Below are 18,263 nucleotides of genomic sequence, written 5' to 3' on the forward strand. Positions count from 1 at the left end.
CTAAAAATGATTGATCATCCTAGAGAGAGGAAATACTATCCGATTTATAAATTTTTTTATCAGATTCATATTAAGTTAGGTTAACTTTTAACCTTCTATGAACAATGTTTTTTTAGCTAATGCTAAAGGTGACATTTATTTAAATTAATTACCCATGTTAAAACTCATACTAGCTTTGCGTTTTAAATATTTTTAACTTTAGTGTCAAAGTTAAAAGACTATATTCTAGTGCAATAAATAATTTAATACCACCCATAATCAAGTTTAAATACTATGCTCAAACAAACACTGGCTAATTTTCCTAATTTTGTAGCTTTTAGAAATAGCGATATTGATTGGATGCTTAGTGTAGGTAGAATCACTGAATATTATCCTGGTGAAATTCTTATTAAAGAAGGTCAAGCAATTCTTGATACAGTAGAAGTTTTGTTAGAAGGAGCTTTCAGTATTTGTGTTTCTCCCACTGGGAATATAGAAGATGCAGTAGAAATTGATCGGGTAAATGCGGGAGAAATTGTAGAATCTCTATCTTTTATAGATAATCGTCCGCCATCTAGTAGTTTTATCGCCTTGCAACAATCACAGGTTTTATCTGTGCCTAGAATTTTATTAATTAATAAGTTAGAAGAAGATACAGATTTTGCTGCCCATTTTTATCAAATGCTGTCTATTGAACTCTCACAGCAATTACGAAGATTAAGTGATTTTCTCATTAAAAATAAAGTAGTTCCGGGTGAAGCACTACGAAAAGTTTTATTTGTATTTGCCATCTTGAATGACGGCGATATTGATTGGATGATTTCTCAGGGAACTAAAATCAAAGTTAATCCAGGAACGGTGCTGATTGAGGAAGGTAAGCCAGTTGACGCACTATATATATTGTTAGATGGCAAATTAGGAATTTACGTTAGCACACAACATAATGAACTAACTCAAAAAGAAATTGCTAAGTCAGTCAAAGGTGAAATTTTAGGAGAAATGTCCTTTGTAGAAACAACCACTGCTTCTGCCACAGTTAAAGCAGTAGAATCTTCAATATTATTAGCATTACCACAGCAAATACTAGCCAAAAAATTAAAGCAAGATACAGGATTTACAGCCCGATTTTATCGAGCGATCGCTGTAGTTTTAACAGATAGAATACGTGATAGATTATTCCGCCGAGGATTTGGCAAATTAGCTTATCAACTAGACGAAATCCTATCCGAAGATATCGAAGTTGAAGATGAAATTGACTTAGATACCTTAGACAATACCGCCTTAGCTGGTGCTAGATTTGACTGGATGATTAAAAGGTTGAATAGGCAATAGGCAATGGTCAATAGTCAATGGTCAAGAAAAACCCATTCCCAACTCTCCATTCTCAACTCCCCAAGCAATGCCTGACAAAGAAAGTATATTTCGCAAAGAATCGCTGGAGCGTTTATCTTCTCCAGAGAGATTAGATCAATTAATGCAGATAGTTAATCCTTTAGATTGGCTACCATTGGCTACTTTAGGTAGTTTTATTATCTTGGGGTTAATTTGGAGTATTTGTGGTCGAATTCCTGTGACGGTTTCAGGTAAAGGAATACTCATGAAACCCAATCAAGCTATAACTTTTGAGTCCCCGATTTCAGGACAATTGAAAAGTCTGAATGTTAAAACCGGACAATGTATCGAAAAAGGAGATATCCTAGCCACAATTGATCCTACTGATCTCAAACAACAATTACAACTCCAACGTTTAAAACTGTCGCAGTTACAAACACAAGAACGGAATTCTATTGTTCTTCAGCAACAAAGGATTACAAAAGAAAAAGAAGCGATCGCATCTGCTAGAGCAAGTTACATTCAACGTTTACGTGATACCCAAACTCTCACGCCTGCATTTTATGAAAAAGGCTTAAATGCTATTCGTCAACAGCGTATTAGTTTACAGCAACGCCTTAATGATGCTACAGAACTTGTGCCTGTCCTCCAAGATAGACTCCAGAAACGTCAGCAGCTTTTAGATGCAGGCGCAATTGCCAAAGATACCTTATTACAAGCACAGCAAGAATATAAACAAGGGTTACAAAGTGTATATGATATCCAAGCGCAACTCAAGCAGTTAGATGTGCAAGAAACAGAAGCACAGCAGAGATACTTAGGAAATCTCAGTTCTGTAGGAGAACTGCAAGCACAATTAAAAGACTTAGAAACTAGGAGTAAACGTATTGAGCAAGAAAATGCCGAAAATATTAATACTAAAGTTAATCAAATTCAGGATGTAAATCGAGCGATCGCTCAACTAGAGAAACAAATATTAGATAATAGCAATATTTTCAGTCTCAGCAGTGGTTGTATCTTAGAAGTCTCAACTTTTGTCGGTCAAGTTGTTAGTCCTGGAACTCCTCTATTAACCGTAAACGCCAGTGGCAACAACACTCCACTGATTGCCATTTCTTACTTTAACGTCAAAGATGGCAAGCAGATTCAACCAGGAATGACCCTACAAATCACCCCCGACTCCGTGAAAAGAGAACGCTTCGGCGGTATCGTTGCTCAAGTAACCTCCGTTTCCCCCTTACCTGTTACCAAAGAAGGTGCAAATTCTATTATTGGTAATCCTGACTTAGTAGCCAAAATCTTGCCCACTGGCGGTGGAGACATGGAAGTGCGCGCAGAAATGGTCATCGAGTCATCCACCTTTAGCGGTTATCGTTGGTCTTCTTCCCAAGGGCCAAAATTGAAAATTTCTGCGGGAACAACTACCAGTGTGCGGGTGAAAGTCTCAGAACAAGCACCAATTACTTATGTCTTGCCCATTCTCCGTGAATTTACTGGGATTGACTAAAGTAGTAGTCTGACAAACCAAAATTGCTGCGTAAAGGCAGCACGGGGGCTGGGGAGCAGGGGATAAGTTACTGTCCATTCCCCTCTGCTCGCCACCTAGTAAAGTTGACTTGCCAGACCAGTAAGGCTGATGCATCCTTCTCCATTTCTATTCCCTGTCACCTGTAACCTGTCCCCTCTCTTTACCAATGAATGTAATTGTCTCCATTTCAAACCTCAATCCCTTCCGCAAAAAAACACCACCGCCAGACTTAGGAACAGCACAAAGTCAAATTCCCTCGCGTGTAAAAACTCCTACTGTTTTGCAAATGGAAGCCGTGGAATGCGGTGCGGCAGCTTTAGGAATTATTTTGGCGTACTATCGCAAAATTGTACCCCTAGCAGAACTGCGGCAAAGTTGCGGTATTTCTCGTGATGGTAGCAAAGCTTCTAACATGATTAAAGCTGCCAGAACCTATGGAATGCAGGCTAAAGGTTTTAAAAAGCAATTAGAGCAATTAAAAACACTCCGTCCGCCATATATTGTCTTTTGGAATTTCAACCATTTTTTAGTAGTCGAGGGATTTAAAAAAGATTGGGTTTACCTGAATGACCCAGCCGCAGGGCCAAGACGAGTTTCTTACCAAGAATTTGATGAAGCCTACACAGGAGTTGTTCTGGTCATGGAACCAGGAGTAGAATTTCAACGCGGAGGCCGGAAACCTAGCTTAATTGGCTCCTTGCTTGACAGGTTACAGAGTTCTTGGGGAGCCATCCTCTATTGTTTACTCGCAGGATTTTTTCTAGTTATTCCTGGGTTAGTTTTACCAGTATTCAACCAGATTTTTGTCGATAAAGTTCTTATTGAAAATCGTACAGATTGGTTACGTCCACTAATTTTAGGAATGATAATTACTGTAATTATTCAAGGATTATTAACACTATTGCAAAGACGGTTTTTAAGAAAATTAAATATTAAGTTATCAGTAGAAATGTCAAGCCAATTCATCTACCACATATTGCGCTTGCCAGTACAATTTTATGCTCAAAGATTTGCCGGAGAAATTAGCAGTCGGATTAATATCAATACTAAAGTGGCAGAAGTTTTATCAGGCCAATTAGCTAGGACAGTAATTGATACAGTAATGGTAGTATTTTATGCCATAGTCATGCTTACTTATGATGGCGTACTAACTGCAATTAGTGTTTGTTTTGTAGCAATTAATATGCTGACATTACAGTGGGTTTCGCGCCAGCGCACAGATCTATATATGCGAACCATACAAGACCGGGGTAAAGTTGCAGGTACAGAAATTGCTGCTCTCCAAAGCATGGAAACGCTCAAAGCATCAGCCTTAGAGTCTGATTTTTTCTCCCGGTGGTCTGGTTACTACACAAAAATGATTAATGGTCAGCAGGAACTAGGAATCACTAATCAAATATTAGGAGTTTTACCGCCATTTTTGACTAGTTTAAGCTCATTATTAATTTTAGCGATCGGTGGGCTGCGGGTAATGGATGGACATCTCAGCATTGGGATGTTAGTTGCATTTCAAAGTTTAATGAATAGTTTTCTAACTCCAGTCAATTCTTTAGTTAATTTTGGCAGTACCCTACAAGAACTAGAGGGTGATTTGAATCGGTTGGATGATGTGTTGCGGAACCCAACTGATCCAGAATTAGACAGTCAAAAGAGACATATCAAGCCACTACAGTATGCTTCATCCTGCCAACTCCGGGGATGCGTAGAATTCCAAAATGTCACCTTTGGTTATTCGCGGACGGATGAGCCTTTAATTAAAGACCTGAGTTTTCAACTACAACCAGGACAAAGAGTTGCGCTTGTTGGTGGTAGCGGTTCAGGTAAATCAACAGTGGCTAAATTGTTAGCCGGACTGTATCAACCTTGGTCGGGGGTAATTCTTTTTGATGGTATTCCCAGAGAAGAAATTCCCCGGTCGGTAATGTCTAATTCTCTAGCAATGGTAGAACAAGAGATTTTTTTATATGCTGGCACTGTCAGAGATAATTTAACTTTGTGGGATGATACAATACTTAATTCTCAATTAGTACGAGCTTGTAAAGATGCTGTCATTCATGAAGTGATTATAGCTTTACCTGGAGGGTACGATAGCAACTTGCTTGAGGGCGCAGCTAATTTAAGCGGAGGACAACGCCAACGTTTGGAAATTGCTCGTGCATTGGTCAATGATCCCACAATTTTAGTTATGGATGAAGCAACCAGTGCTTTAGATGCAGAGACAGAAAAAATCATTGACCGAAATCTGCGCTATCGGGGATGTTCTGCCATTATTGTGGCTCACCGCTTAAGTACTATCCGCGACTGTGATGAAATCATTGTTTTAGAAAAAGGTAAGGTAGTACAGCGAGGTATTCATCAAGAGATGTTACAGAATGATAGTCCCTATGCAAAATTAATTCAATTAGAGCAGACGAGTTAACATGATGCGGCCGCCCTGCTACTTTAACACTGCTTCATTCTCCACCAAAATTTCAGTAAATTTATTGGCAACCCCGTGAAGCAATAATCCCCGAATTTCAAATTCGGGGAGTGTTAAAGTCTTTCCTATTCCTCACCTGAAAGTGCAAGTCTAAGCCACCACCTCGTAAGGCAGCATCATCTCGTTGTCTTCGTGACTGATCATGTGGCAGTGCCATACGTAGCGTCCGGTGAACGAGTTGCCAAAGGGCAGGTTCGGCGCGGCTTGGGCGCCGAAGGGGACGATAAGACGAGTGACTTCGCCTGGGTAGACTAAAACTGTATCCTTCCAGCCTGCCTCATTCGGTGCAGGTAGTCTTGCAGGCCCGATCGCAAATGGTGCGGGGTCTGGTGGTGGGTAGTTAGCTGGTACCGTTGACCCGCCTGGTGGTGTATGATGCATACGTACTTTACGAGGGCCAGTAGCAAAGTATGCCCTCAGATACTGAGCCGTATCAAGCTTTTGCCGATTGAGAATCTGGAAAAAGACTAGATGCAGATGTATTGGGTGGGCAACTGGTTGCAGATTAATGATGTTCCATTGCTCCACAGTGTCTACCTTGGGGCGTTCCCTTAGTTCTGGATATTGCTCGGCCTCATCCCAATAGACGTAGTTTTGTAACACCACCACCAGCTTATTTTCAATTATGGTTTCTACTAGTGTCAAGAATCGCTGCCGCACGGGTGGAATAGCAATCGGCTTGATTAATGGTTTATGCAGTCGTAGTTTCTGAGGAATGACTTTAGGAGCAGCAGCACCCGCGTTCACCGTGAACTGCATAATTTCTGGCAGGGGTGGTTGTGGAAAGAAGTTGCCTCGCCCAAACGGAAACGGTGACACAGCATCATTTTGGATGACGATTTTTTCTCCTGGTAGGTTCTTAGAGAAGTCAATCAATACATCAGCCCGCTCGCCTGGAGAGAGCAGCAGGCTGGACAATGGCACCGGAGCGTTGAGCATTCCCCCATCAGTACCAATTTGAATGATTGGCTGTTTCGACGACAGCTTGAGGTTGTAGGTTCGATCGCTTGAACCATTGACAATCCGGAATCGGTACAATGTACGGTCAACCTTGAGGTTTGGCCATGCTTTGCCGTTGACAGTAGCAACATCACCAATCAATTCCGATTCCCAGCCTTTGGGATGGTATATTGAGCCATCGGGGTTGAATTTCCGGTCTTGTAACACCAGAGGTATCTCATAAGGCTCGCCAGAAGGGAGATTGAGCGGCCCATTACCACCTATGGGATCGTCGATGTCTCTGATTAGGTAGACTCCAGCAAGCCCGGCCAGAACGTTCAGCCCAGTGATACCGAGCGCATGGTCGTGATACCACAATGTCGATGCTTCTTGATTGTTGTTGAAGTTGTATACGTAGGTTTGTCCCGGTGTAAACGTGTCTGTTGGGTAACCGTCACTTTGTGGTTCGGTGTTGCTGCCGTGCAGGTGCAACGACATCCGTGGGTTGGTGGCATCGGAAGCAAGTACACCATGCAACGTTGTGTCAAGCCCCACCATCAGAGGGTGATTTCCCACGTTATTAGCCACGGTGAGCTTAAGCGGTACCCCACGCGTGACCTCGATAGTAGGGCCGAGGTAAGAAGCACCACCGTAGCCCCATGTGGCTCCTGCCCCTAAACTGCTGTGGAATGAGTGTGTACTTGGGGCGATCGCTAATATACTCGGTGGTGAACCCGCGAACGGAGTCGGCAAAGACTCGGTAAATTTAGTTATCGGTGGCGAGGCTGCATAAGTTCTCTTTGATTGGAACATCGTAGGAATGAGGACTCCTGCTCCCAACCCAGCACTCGCTGCTATAAAGTGTCTTCTACTTAACATTGCTATTTTATCTCTCAGTGTGTAAGTAAAACCTGCGCGTTGTTCTGTCGTTGCTGGAATCTACGCCTAAATCACCAAATTGTTTCCAGAGGTGAGAGTCACATTGTCAACCAATAATCCAGAATCAATAGTGCGATCGCCCACATCTACAACTCCGATTCCTAAAGAGTATTGTCCGGTGGTCGGTATTGTAAAAGAAAAAGTTTGAAAGCCAGTTTCTTGGCTAAATGGTGTTACGGAAGTCATTAATAATGGGGATGTCGCATTAGCCAAAGCCGACACAGAATTGATAGAGACGAAAGCGAAATCATTAAAAATGCCTGGAAGTTGCGGAATATCAATATTATGAAGAAAATTCCAATCGAAACTTAAGATGTCTCCAGCCTTTGCCGTGAATGCTTGTCGAATAGCGGAACCTTCAGTAGCTTCATTAATACCAGTACTTTGTTTAGCAATCTGATCGAGGCTTCCAGAGTCTAACCCTAAAAATTCTTCTAAAATGGAGTCAGCAAATGTGGCTCCTCCAGTTGACAACAAAGCCTCGAAACTTCCCTCGGTGGGACTGCTACCAAATGTTGATGTCTGAATACTCGATTCACCTAGTTTTGTCCAGCCAGCGAAATTACCAGTTTCAAAACCACCGTTCAGGAGTGTTGAATTGGTAGACGCAGTAGGTAAAGTAAAAGTCTTTAATGAAAGTGTATATTGACCCGATTCAAAATGGTCACCAGTAAGGTTATTGTCCCTCAAACCAGTCACGGCAAAATCCAGATTCCCACTTGCTGGTACTATTCCTGTGAGTACTGGTAGAACACTTCTGTCAGATTGGTCATCGTTGAACGCTTGGATATTACCAGAGTCATTAACCCATCCCAGAAGTGGGTCAAATCTGTTGGAATTTACCTGTGCAATAAATAAATCTCCAGCTTGAAGATGTGAAAATTTAAAAAAGTCAACGTCGTTATTTTCAATCCTGCCATTTACATTTTTGATATTACATGGGATCAATTGGCTCTGCTCGAAAGAATTATTCGGTTCCTGATCAAATACTTTTGAAAGCAAACTTTTGAGAGATTCTGATGAGGTGCTGCCAGTCAAGGCTAAGATTTTGGATGTGATTGTCATAAATGCTTTGTCCTAATATGGGAATTATATTTAGTAGCCTTAGGTGGGAGTAGTTGACTCCATGCAATTGCAACGCCTAAATACCAAAAGCGTGGCAATTGCAAAAATTGCACCTGCATAAAAAACACTACTGATTCCCCAGATTCCAAAAATTGCCCCCATTAATAGAGGCCCCAAAGTTTGGCCAAATCCTAGAAATGTCCCGTTGATTGACATAACCGCAGCTAAATATTCCTTGGGTGTCAACTCTGCTAACAAAGTTTGAATACTAGGAAAGCCAATGCCAAGGCCTAGCCCAAAAATCATTGTCGGGATTAATAATAGCCAAAGGCTGTGAATCAAGGGAACTATTACTAAAGCTACAGCAAAGAGAAGAAATGAAAATTTGATTAAATCTCTTTTTGAAAATTTCCTTGCCAACCTTCCAAATTGTGATGAAGTGAGCGTAATTGTGGCAGACATACTTGAGAGAATAATGCCAATAGTCAAAGCCGACACATTAAATGAATTGCTGATGAGAATTGGGATATAAGTTATATAAGCACCATAAAGGAGCATGAAAGTTGCAACCGTACTCACAAACAGCCCCAAAAATTGCCGATTCTTAAAATTGCCTAGTGCATTTCTGAGATACTCTGTAAACTTCTGCTTACTTTTCGGTTCAGGACTTTTGAGCGAGAATAACACAAGCAGTCCTATAGGAATGGCCAATGCGGGAAGCATAAACGGATAATGCCACCCGAATACTGCGATCGCTCCACCAATCGTTGGATAACTTGCCGTACCTATACTACCTACACTGGCGTTATAACCCATAGCATTGGTGCGCTCTTTACCTGAATAAATATCGCCAATCAGGGTTACATTGAGGGAGTTTAAGGAAGCCGCACCAATTCCTTGGAGAAAACGTAATACTAATAATAAGTTGAAATCATGAGCAAACCCGCATCCTACTCCGGCAATCCCAAATAGCATGAGCGAGGGAACAAGTATTTTTTTTCTACCAAATCTATCTGCAAGAACACCCAGAATAGGCGTTAATACAATACTAGGAAACGTAAATACTGTGATTAGTAGCCCAATTTCTTGAGGTGATACATTCAGTTCTTTAGCTATCTTTGGAAAAACCGGATTAATACTGGAAACTCCTAGAACACCCATCAAAGTAATGCCAAAAATAATTAGAAGATTTTTATCTAAATAGACTGGCTTACGGCTCTTACCTCCAGTGATTTCTGCGGCTGAATTCATGATAGTAAACTTCCTTTTTTGATTGGATAAACAAAAAATTGTGGTAAGTATTCAGGAGCCAGAATTCATGTTAATTAAACCAGTATCTTTAAGTAAATTTGATTCCGGCAATAGGTAAACGAACATGAAAGTTTGTGTTTCCTGGCTCTGAAAAGCAGCGAATTTCTCCGTTATGCTGACCCACGACAATTCGGTAAGAAATCTCCAGGCCTAACCCTGTCCCAACACCAACTTTTTTGGTTGTGAAGAACGGCTCAAAGATGCGGCCTTGAATCTCAGGGGGAATTCCTGATCCGTTATCTGCAATTTCTACTAAAACGGAATCTTTCTCCAAGGATGTCCGCACCCAAATTGTGCCTCCCTCGCTCAAGGCATCGATCGCATTATCAATCAGGTTCGTCCATACTTGATTGAGCGCACTCCCGTTAGCCTGAATGGTTGGTAGTTCAGGATAGTACTCGCGTATGACTTTGACACGGTGCTTTTTGAGCTTATGGCTCAAAATTGTTAGTGTGTTTTCAAGACCTTGATGCAAATCTACATTCTGTAGCGCAGACTGATCCATGTATGAGTAAGCCTTGACAGCCTTGACTAAATCGTATACGCGCTCAATAGCTTGCTCAAGCACGTTTAATACACTTGATACAGTCAGGTTTGCTTCTAGCCAAGACAGCATATCGATGAGTGTATGGCTAGCAATTTGGTCACCGATTGCTTGTAACTGTTCAGTCTTAATTCCTGCGCCAACCAAGACAGCAGCGAATTTCCACCCATCATTCACACCATGTTCATCCAGCCAGCTTGCTAGTTCATCTTCATCATCCATCTGAGCTAAGGGATCTGAAGGAAATGGGGTTGCAGCATACTCAATGGCATTGCTTTTTAGCTGCAAAAGGTATTCTAGTTGAGTCGGTGTCAGGCGTTGCTCGATACACCTCAGAGCGAGGGACTGGAGAACCTGCATCGTATCGCGCAGTTGTAGCGCGGCTCGATGTGCTGCTGATGCTGGGTTATTCAATTCATGAGCTAGACCTGCGGCTAGAGTTCCCAAGGCAATTAGCTTTTCATGTTGTTGAGATAACATCCGAAACTCTTGGACGCGAATTGCCATACAACCAAGGACATTTTTTCTCACACATGGATAGGTCATGAGCATTTGCCAAAAAACGTCCTCTGGTATACAGTACAAGTGACTTTTATGTACTGCTTGGCCGCTTCCTAAATGGTGCATACCTGCAAGGATAGGTAATTCACCAAAGAACATCCCGGTTTTAAATCTATCTAGAACTATCTGTTGGTTACTAAGATCCAGTAAAATCTGTATTTCGCCTTCAAGTAGGACATAGAAATATTCTGGCGGATCTCCTTGCTGGAAAAGGGTTTGTCCTGGCTCTAACCAGACTTCGGTGCCTTTCGACAACCCTTGAAGCTGATCCTCAGTCAGTTCTTGGAATAAAGAAATGTCGCATAACTTCTCAAGCATAGAAAGACCTCATACCAAGTTGCGTTCAAAAATATTAGTTTTGGCAGGCAGGGGGGCAGGGGATCAGGGGAGGTAGAGGGAGAAATACTACGTATGATTGCAATTTGGTATTAACTCTTTCTACAAAGATGCAAGATATTGATGGATTAATTGAACCGCGATCGCACCTTCGCCGACTGCTGAACCGACTCGTTTCACCGATTGGTGGCGAACGTCACCAGCTGCGAAAATCCCCGGTACGCTAGTTTCCAATAGAAAAGGATTGCGCGCTAGTGTCCATCCCTTAGGGCGTTTGCCATCACGGATTAACTCAGACCCAGTTAAGATAAATCCCCGCTCATCACGCTCTAAAATACCATCCAACCATTTGGTATGCGGTAGCGCACCAATAAAGGTGAAAATGGCACTAGCAGGCAAAGTTTCCATTTCATCTTGTGAGTTTACCAGAGTGAGAGCCTCAAGCTTGTCTTCACCCCAGGCTTTAACAACTTGGGTCAACAACTTGACATTAATATTCTTCGTCTCTTCGATTTGATCGATTAAATACTTGGACATTGTTTTATGGAGCGACTCTCCACGTACCACAAGCGTCACAGACTGGGCGTACTTCGACAGGTGCATAGCAGCCTGTCCCGCCGAGTTACCTGCCCCGACAATAAAGACGTTTTCACCTTGGCAGGCAGATGCTTCAGTGATTGCGGCTCCGTAGTACACCCCAGCACCCATCAGCTTGTCAATACCAGGCACATCCAGTCGGCGATAGGATACGCCAGATGCAATCAGTAATGTGTGACAGCTTAACTCTGACCCATCTGTGAGGGTCACAAATCGATACTGACCGTCTACACGCACGTTAGTTACTTCTTGCGGTGCCAGGATTTCTGCGCCAAACTTATGAGTCTGGGCGATCGCGCGTCTGGCGAGTTCTGTCCCGCTCAACCCTGTGGGGAAACCGAGATAATTCTCAATTCGAGAACTGGAACCCGCTTGCCCTCCTGGGGCCTGCCGTTCAATTAAGACAGTGCGTAGCCCTTCGGATGCGCCATAGACCCCTGCGGCTAGACCAGCTGGGCCAGCCCCCACAACAACTAAATCGTAAAAAGGCATTTTGGGGCGTGTCTTTAACCCAATTTTCTCAGCAATTTGGGTGTTTGTTGGTGCTGCCAAGTGGGAACCATCGGGGAATAACACTATTGGCAGTTGCACAGCATCATAATTAGTACACTGAAGCAAGCAACGTGCTTCATCTGAATCAATATCCAACCATTGGTAAGGAACATGATTGCAAGCCAAAAAATCTTTAATTTGATGGGACTTGCAAGACCATCTATGACCAACAACGCGAATTCCGTCAAAGGATGGCAAAAATGATGTCTGCCAAACCTCAAGTAAATCGTTCAACACAGGATACAAACGCTCTTGGGGAGGGTTCCAAGGCTTCATCAGATAATAATCAATTTTTGCTTTATTGATGGCTCTGATAGCTGCCTCTGTGTCTGCATAAGCTGTAAGTAAGGTACGTTTTACTTGCGGAAAAAGTTCAATGGCTTGTTCTAAGAACTCCAAGCCTGTCATTTCCGGCATCTGCTGGTCTACAAGTAACAGTGCCACTGGGTCGTTACGTAATTTTAACTGTTTGAGGGACTCTAAAGCCATTTTGCCGGAATCCGCTCGCAGCACTCGATAGTCACCACCATATTCTCGCCGTAAATCACGCTCGATTGCCCACAAAACTTGCGGGTCATCGTCTATTGTCATTAGTACTGGTTTATTCATAATTTCCTTCTTCACTGAGGTTAGCTATTTTCAGTAGATTACAAAGTTCTCTGTTGAGGGAGGGTGTAGGGGGTAGGGTGTGGGGTGTAGGGAATATTTGCATTGATGAATCGCTATAAAAGTTAAATAGCGTCAGTGAATTTAATTTTGCCTCACCAAAAAGCCAGGTTTTACCTAATTAGCCTTTGATAACACCCAAAAAACGCGAATTTGTCACCTACACCCAACACGTTGTCTTCTCCTGAAGGAGACCAGGTCGAACACGAAAAAGTTCTCAGTCTACTGATTTTCCTCAATTGAGTTGTGTTCAATTACACGTTGGCCATCTCAACAGTTTCATACTGTTCTAATACAGTAATGCCTTCGCAGAAAGAACTCATTTTGAGGAAATGTAATACGTGTTCAGGCGCGCCAACTAAATAAATATGCACATCAGCACCTAACTTCTGTTTAGCGAAAATCAGGGATCTTAGCCCAGCACTGGATATACACTTTAAACCATGTAGTAGAAATACCAGCTGTTTGACTGGTTGGGCTGTGGCTCTCTCCAACTCTTGCTGAAAGCTTGGTACAGCACTGGCATCTAATACCCCAGTTAAGGAGATTTTGGCAGTACCTCCAGTTACTTCTAACAAAGTGGCGTTGAATGATACCTGAGTAGGCAACAGTCGAACTCGAACTTTGAGATCGTTTTGAGAAGGGGGCAGTTTGACTGTTAGGCTGTTGGCATCAAAGTCAAAGTGCGATCGCCCGTCGATCCAGACTTCATCAATCCGCACGCTGCCTGGTGGCAAAATATCCGGGGCAACTCTGAGGATGTCATCCTTAAATCCGCCTGGTTTCGGCTTGAAGTAGAGATCCATCGGCTGTTTATTCACCAACAAGTTGGTATAAACTGTTGCTAAATAAGCCAACTCGAAGGAGTGGTACCCGCTCATCGAGTGGCTACCCTTACCCCGCTCAGTTTTGCCTAACAGGTAGGGAAGCCCATTGGCTAAAACATTAAAGTAGACTCCTCCCACTTCGGTATCGAGGAAGAAAGCGTTATAGAAAGCGGCTGATTCACGGGCAAATCTTTGATATTCCTGATTACCAAGGGAGCCAGCCAGAATCAGATAGGCTAAAATAGCCTGTTCTTGCTGCCACCAAGCCTTGCGATCGTGCCAGACATGGCGGTATATTTCTTCCCCTGGTTGGAGTACACGTTCTACTACGTCGTACCATCCCCCACGCTGTTGGTCACTACCCACTGCTGGCATCATCTTGGCGATTTTTTCGGCTAGGGCGGCATAGTTCTCTTTTGGTCTGAGATGGTGCATCCGCATCAGGTTCCAAGCAATTTTCAGGTTGTGTCCTACTACTGCTCGATTCTGTTGCCATCCCCAAGTTGTATCATGGCTCCAGTCTTGATAAAAACGTTCTTGAACAAAGGGGCTATGGTCGTAATCTGGGAACCGCTTTTCAATCGTGTCAAAGGTGTACTCCAGCAAATCGGCGTACTCATCCTGACCTGTGGCTAGCCAAAGATTGATTAAATAAGCAGGGGCGTGATCCCCAACGGAATTCCAGTTCTTTTTCGCCCGGTTATGTCCCAAAGACTCACAGTGAGCGCTGAGGGTAATCGGATCGATGTGGGAGAAAAACCCGCCTTTATCGGTTTTATCGAGGAAATAACGGTTAAACAGATTGACTGTCAACTCAATATCATTCATAATTTGGCGATCGCCAGTTATCCGATAAGTTTGAGTCGGGCCAGCCAGGGCATAAATCTGCTCATATGCAGGGATAGCGTCATAATCATCCCCAAATTCTGAGGAAAATATTTTCTGCTCACTACCATCTGCCTGAACGTCAATCGCATGATACCAATAACAAATCCCTTCGCCTTCATCCAGAAAACGCATATGTTGGCGCAGGTACTCAGTGCCTTTTTCAGCCGCTTCTAGATAACGGTCATCGCCAGTCATCATGTAGGCTGTGGCAAAACCGTAAACCAGCCGTGAGATAGTATCAGTTTCCTGACGATTAGTTTTTTCCTTGGCACCAACTAAGCTGAGATCGGTACGATATTTGCGGTAATCAATTTCGCCGTCATCAAACTGCGATTTGAGATAAAAATTGGCAAGACTGCGAATCTGGTTAACCCACCAGTTTGGCTTTTCAAAGAAGTATTCACTTTCTGCCCGACCCAGAAATACTAGATGTTTGGCTTCAAACTTGTACTGGTCTGCTTCTGGATAGAAAATGCCATAGGCGAAAAGATAGCGATTTGGCACCAGCATTGATGTCATCTGCACAGTGCAATCGTAATAAGGTTCTTCCAAATTACGCACCAGTTCAGCAGAAGTCATTGAGGTCAATGCAACTGAAAAGTTCCTGCCGTCTGAAGTTGTGAGGTCAAAAGTGCCAAAAGCTCCTTTGTGTAAGTCCAAATTGCTCACATACCCAGCAATGGTATCTGAAAACGAAAAACCTAGATGAGACATGAATTTTCTCCACAAGTGAAAAATTGGTTAACTGAATTTATTTGGAAACTAGAACGACCACGCTACGACCTTTCACAAGACAAATGTCGTCTGCAACGATAGTTTCTTTCCCCGGTTCCACAATATCCATAGGGGAAGACTCAGCAGTGTCGATAACTTTGTACCATTCCCTATCCGCTAGAAAGGGAATTTCAAAGTGGAGTTTTTCCCAGTGCATATTGAACATGACGTGAATATCTGCATTGCCATCAAAGCCTCCCATAGTCAATGCCAGTACTCTGGAATTAGAATCATTCCAATCAGGGCTAAATAACTTAGTACCGTGCCAAGTAATGTCTGTCATACCTCGTTCATTAACTTCGCCACTGAAGAAATGACGGCGACGCAAGGTAGGATTGCAATGACATTTGCGGAATTCGATTATCCGTTTGCAGAACCTGAATATATCAGCGTTCTTATCCACAAGATTCCAATCAAACCAACTAAGTTCATTATCCTGGCAATAGGCGTTGTTGTTACCCTTTTGTGTCCGTCTGGCTTCATCACCAGCTACCATCATTGGTACGCCTTGGGAAAGGAACAAAATGGCTATGAAATTCTTAATTTGTTGGCGACGCAAGGCATCAATTTCGGGGTCGTCAATTTCTCCTTCAAAGCCACAATTCCAGCTGAGATTTTCATCAATACCATCACGGTTGCCCTCACCATTAGCTTCATTGTGTTTATAGTTGTATGAAACCAAATCATTGAGGGTGAAACCATCATGGCAAGTAATAAAATTAACGCTATTAATCGGTAGATGTCCGGTTTCTTGATAAAGATCAGCACTTCCGGCAATGCGCGTAGCGACTGCCCCGACCAGTCCTGGATCTCCTTTGACAAAACTGCGGATGTCGTCGCGGAAGCGTCCATTCCATTCTGCCCACCGATAACCAGGAAAATAGCCAATTTGATAGAGTCCGCCAGCATCCCATGCTTCTGCAATGATTTTGGTGTTAGCTAAAGATTCGGATGTTTCAATATGCCAGATGACTGGTGGATGAACTAGCGCAACTCCATCCTGACCACGCGATAGGATAGATCCTTCATCAAACCGGAAGCCATCAACGTGCATTTCTTTTACCCAGAATTCCAAGCAATCTATAATCAACTTCTCTACCATAGGATGGTTGCAGTTGACAGTATTGCCACAGCCAGAGTAGTCCATGTAATATTGCTGGTCGGATGTGACTAGGTGATAGTAGACACTATTATCCAGACCTTTGAAATTGATGGTTGGGCCTTCATGGTTGCCTTCGTCAGTATGATTAAAGACTACATCTAAAATCACCTCAATGCCTGCCTTATGTAAGGCCTTAACCATATCCCGAAACTCTGTAATGGGGCTGACCTCACAAGGAGAACTACAATAAGAAATTTCAGGGGCAAAGAAACTATGCGGATTATATCCCCAGTAATCTTTCAGTGGTTGACCGTTAACTTCTCGCAGAGTTTGCTTTTCATCAAAGTCAAATATTGGCAGCAGTTCAACAGCTGTGATTCCCAATTCTTGTAAGTAAGGGATTTTCTCAACGATCGCCGAGAATGTACCACTGTGCTGACAGCCTGAGGAGGGTGATTTAGTAAATCCGCCAACGTGTACCTCATAAATGATGGTATCACTCATTGGATAGTTAAGGGGGCGATCGCCTTCCCAATCATAATCAGAGATATCAATGACTACACTACGCATTGAGGTACTTACGTTGTCTTTTGATCCCAAAGCGTCAGCACGGTTCCAAACAAAATTGTTAATTCCTTTAGCGTAAGGATCGAGCAGTACCTTATTTTTGTTGAAACGGTGTCCCCTTTTGTGTAAATCGTTAGGCCCATCAACTCGATAGCCATAGGAAATACCCGGTTTTAATCCTTTTACATAGATATGCCAGATGTAAAAAGTTTTATTTATCCTGGGGTTTAATTTAATGATTTGTGATGGTTCCGGGTCATCATACTGCTCAAACAACAACAGTTCAACAGATGTAGCGTGTTCTGAGAAAATCGAAAAGTTTACTCCGTCTTTGTCTGGCGTTGCCCCTAAAGGATTTGCTTTTCCTGGTTCTAGTTGGTATTGATATATTGGCGGTGTAAATTGAATTTCATCTTCTATCGTGGTGATGATAGCCATTTGAGCTTTCCTCTCATTGCAATGATTAATCAGTTAACTATGTCTTTCTAAAGCTGCGCCGAATTTTCGCTTTTGAACGCTAAGGTATTGAAAGTACAGAGAGTTTTTTGAAAGATATTTCGCCAGAGCGAAAATTAAGCGCAACTTTATCAAGGGTTGGTTTAAACGGTAACTTTATTCAGTGCTTGCTTGTTAATTGCCTCTAAAAAAACAATCACAAATTCGTTAACTACATCAGGGTGTTTTCCCGTAATTAAATTGCCGTCGGTATGTACTCTTTTAGTACCATTGCCATCAAAAACAATAATTCCTCCCGCATTCTGCACATCGGCAATCACATTATGAGCGCAGGTAACTTGACGATTTTCCAATAATTCTGGTGCTGCACAGAACAGCCAAAGGCTATGACAGATAGTTCCAATTGTTAATTGATCGCTATCCATCGCCTTGACAGCTTTACGAAGGAATTTGACGGCTGGGGCTTGGTTGGGTTGTCCCTCTTGAGAATATTCTTCATACCGCAGACGATCCATCGCATAGCCACCGATTAAAATAATGCCTGCATAATCTTGAGGATCAACATCGTTGACTTCTGCGGTAACTGTCACTTCTTGTGTTAAATCATTTCCCTTGAATGTCAGTTGATTTTGATTCCAAAGATGAGATATATACTCTATCTCGTATCCATTCCTGGGAAAGAAATTATTGAAGGTTTGGAACTCAAACTCGTCAAAGTGAGCTTCAATCAGAACACCTATTTTTCCTTTCTTACTAGTTAATTTTGTTACCATAGTTCTTAACTCCGGATAATTGGTCTAAGTCGCAAGCTATTGATTTCC

General features: G+C 42.7%; 12 protein-coding genes. 4 read left to right on the forward strand and 8 right to left on the reverse strand.

The features are described from left to right. The first annotated feature begins 273 nt into the window (after nucleotides 1-273). The 3 genes from H6G76_RS20545 (at nucleotide 274) to H6G76_RS20555 (ending at nucleotide 5,258) form a co-directional block, all read left to right on the forward strand. The gene (locus tag H6G76_RS20545; RefSeq protein ID WP_190704742.1) at nucleotides 274-1,311 is read left to right on the forward strand and encodes a cyclic nucleotide-binding domain-containing protein; all 1,038 of its coding nucleotides are present in this window, start codon (nucleotides 274-276) and stop codon (nucleotides 1,309-1,311) included. A 67-nt stretch (nucleotides 1,312-1,378) separates the two neighbouring features. Then, nucleotides 1,379-2,818 (forward strand): NHLP bacteriocin system secretion protein, encoded by a 1,440-nt coding sequence (locus tag H6G76_RS20550; protein ID WP_190704745.1) that lies wholly within the window; start codon nucleotides 1,379-1,381, stop codon nucleotides 2,816-2,818. A gap of 307 nt (nucleotides 2,819-3,125) precedes the next feature. Continuing rightward, nucleotides 3,126-5,258, forward strand: coding sequence for an NHLP family bacteriocin export ABC transporter peptidase/permease/ATPase subunit (locus H6G76_RS20555; protein WP_242056473.1), 2,133 nt, complete (start codon nucleotides 3,126-3,128; stop codon nucleotides 5,256-5,258). Nucleotides 5,259-5,408: 150 nt separating this feature from the next. Here H6G76_RS20555 and H6G76_RS37775 read toward each other — a convergent pair whose 3' ends face one another. Next, on the reverse strand, nucleotides 5,409-6,815 hold the full coding sequence (locus H6G76_RS37775; protein ID WP_313934809.1) for a multicopper oxidase domain-containing protein: 1,407 nt from the start codon (nucleotides 6,813-6,815) through the stop codon (nucleotides 5,409-5,411). Between the two features lie 103 nt (nucleotides 6,816-6,918). Here H6G76_RS37775 and H6G76_RS37780 point away from each other — a divergent pair, with 103 nt between their 5' ends. Beyond that, entirely contained in the window at nucleotides 6,919-7,050 is a 132-nt protein-coding gene (locus H6G76_RS37780; protein ID WP_277883114.1) for a hypothetical protein, read from the forward strand. A gap of 152 nt (nucleotides 7,051-7,202) precedes the next feature. On the opposite strand, the gene H6G76_RS20565 is transcribed toward H6G76_RS37780, so the two are convergent. From H6G76_RS20565 to H6G76_RS20595, 7 genes are all read right to left on the reverse strand, one after another. Then, nucleotides 7,203-8,261, reverse strand: a complete 1,059-nt coding sequence (locus H6G76_RS20565; RefSeq protein WP_242056469.1) for a hypothetical protein — start codon at nucleotides 8,259-8,261, stop codon at nucleotides 7,203-7,205. A 39-nt stretch (nucleotides 8,262-8,300) separates the two neighbouring features. Continuing rightward, entirely contained in the window at nucleotides 8,301-9,512 is a 1,212-nt protein-coding gene (locus H6G76_RS20570; RefSeq protein WP_190704753.1) for an MFS transporter, read from the reverse strand. Nucleotides 9,513-9,600: 88 nt separating this feature from the next. After that, entirely contained in the window at nucleotides 9,601-10,995 is a 1,395-nt protein-coding gene (locus H6G76_RS20575) for an ATP-binding protein (RefSeq protein WP_190704756.1), read from the reverse strand. Nucleotides 10,996-11,115: 120 nt separating this feature from the next. Beyond that, the gene (locus H6G76_RS20580) at nucleotides 11,116-12,771 is read right to left on the reverse strand and encodes a response regulator (protein ID WP_190704759.1); all 1,656 of its coding nucleotides are present in this window, start codon (nucleotides 12,769-12,771) and stop codon (nucleotides 11,116-11,118) included. A 311-nt stretch (nucleotides 12,772-13,082) separates the two neighbouring features. Next, nucleotides 13,083-15,257, reverse strand: coding sequence for an AGE family epimerase/isomerase (locus H6G76_RS20585; protein ID WP_190704762.1), 2,175 nt, complete (start codon nucleotides 15,255-15,257; stop codon nucleotides 13,083-13,085). Nucleotides 15,258-15,294: 37 nt separating this feature from the next. Continuing rightward, entirely contained in the window at nucleotides 15,295-17,424 is a 2,130-nt protein-coding gene (glgX, locus tag H6G76_RS20590; RefSeq protein WP_190704765.1) for a glycogen debranching protein GlgX, read from the reverse strand. Nucleotides 17,425-17,585: 161 nt separating this feature from the next. After that, nucleotides 17,586-18,215 carry a DJ-1/PfpI family protein gene (locus H6G76_RS20595; protein WP_190704767.1) on the reverse strand — a complete coding sequence of 210 codons (630 nt, stop codon included), beginning with the start codon at nucleotides 18,213-18,215 and terminating at the stop codon, nucleotides 17,586-17,588. Between the last annotated feature and the right edge of the window lie 48 nt (nucleotides 18,216-18,263).

The organism is Nostoc sp. FACHB-152 (assembly GCF_014697475.1).
Taxonomy (GTDB): Bacteria; Cyanobacteriota; Cyanobacteriia; order Cyanobacteriales; family Nostocaceae; genus Nostoc_B.

Excerpts from the sequence above, each read along its gene's own strand:
- H6G76_RS20545 (WP_190704742.1), top strand. The coding sequence starts at position 274 with ATGCTCAAACAAACACTGGCTAATTTTCCTAATTTTGTAGCTTTTAGA.
- H6G76_RS20550 (WP_190704745.1), top strand. The coding sequence starts at position 1,379 with ATGCCTGACAAAGAAAGTATATTTCGCAAAGAATCGCTGGAGCGTTTA.
- H6G76_RS20555 (WP_242056473.1), top strand. The coding sequence starts at position 3,126 with ATGGAAGCCGTGGAATGCGGTGCGGCAGCTTTAGGAATTATTTTGGCG.
- H6G76_RS37775 (WP_313934809.1), bottom strand. The coding sequence starts at position 6,815 with ATGGTGGGGCTTGACACAACGTTGCATGGTGTACTTGCTTCCGATGCC.
- H6G76_RS20565 (WP_242056469.1), bottom strand. The coding sequence starts at position 8,261 with ATGACAATCACATCCAAAATCTTAGCCTTGACTGGCAGCACCTCATCA.
- H6G76_RS20570 (WP_190704753.1), bottom strand. The coding sequence starts at position 9,512 with ATGAATTCAGCCGCAGAAATCACTGGAGGTAAGAGCCGTAAGCCAGTC.
- H6G76_RS20575 (WP_190704756.1), bottom strand. The coding sequence starts at position 10,995 with ATGCTTGAGAAGTTATGCGACATTTCTTTATTCCAAGAACTGACTGAG.
- H6G76_RS20580 (WP_190704759.1), bottom strand. The coding sequence starts at position 12,771 with ATGAATAAACCAGTACTAATGACAATAGACGATGACCCGCAAGTTTTG.
- H6G76_RS20585 (WP_190704762.1), bottom strand. The coding sequence starts at position 15,257 with ATGTCTCATCTAGGTTTTTCGTTTTCAGATACCATTGCTGGGTATGTG.
- glgX (WP_190704765.1), bottom strand. The coding sequence starts at position 17,424 with ATGGCTATCATCACCACGATAGAAGATGAAATTCAATTTACACCGCCA.
- H6G76_RS20595 (WP_190704767.1), bottom strand. The coding sequence starts at position 18,215 with ATGGTAACAAAATTAACTAGTAAGAAAGGAAAAATAGGTGTTCTGATT.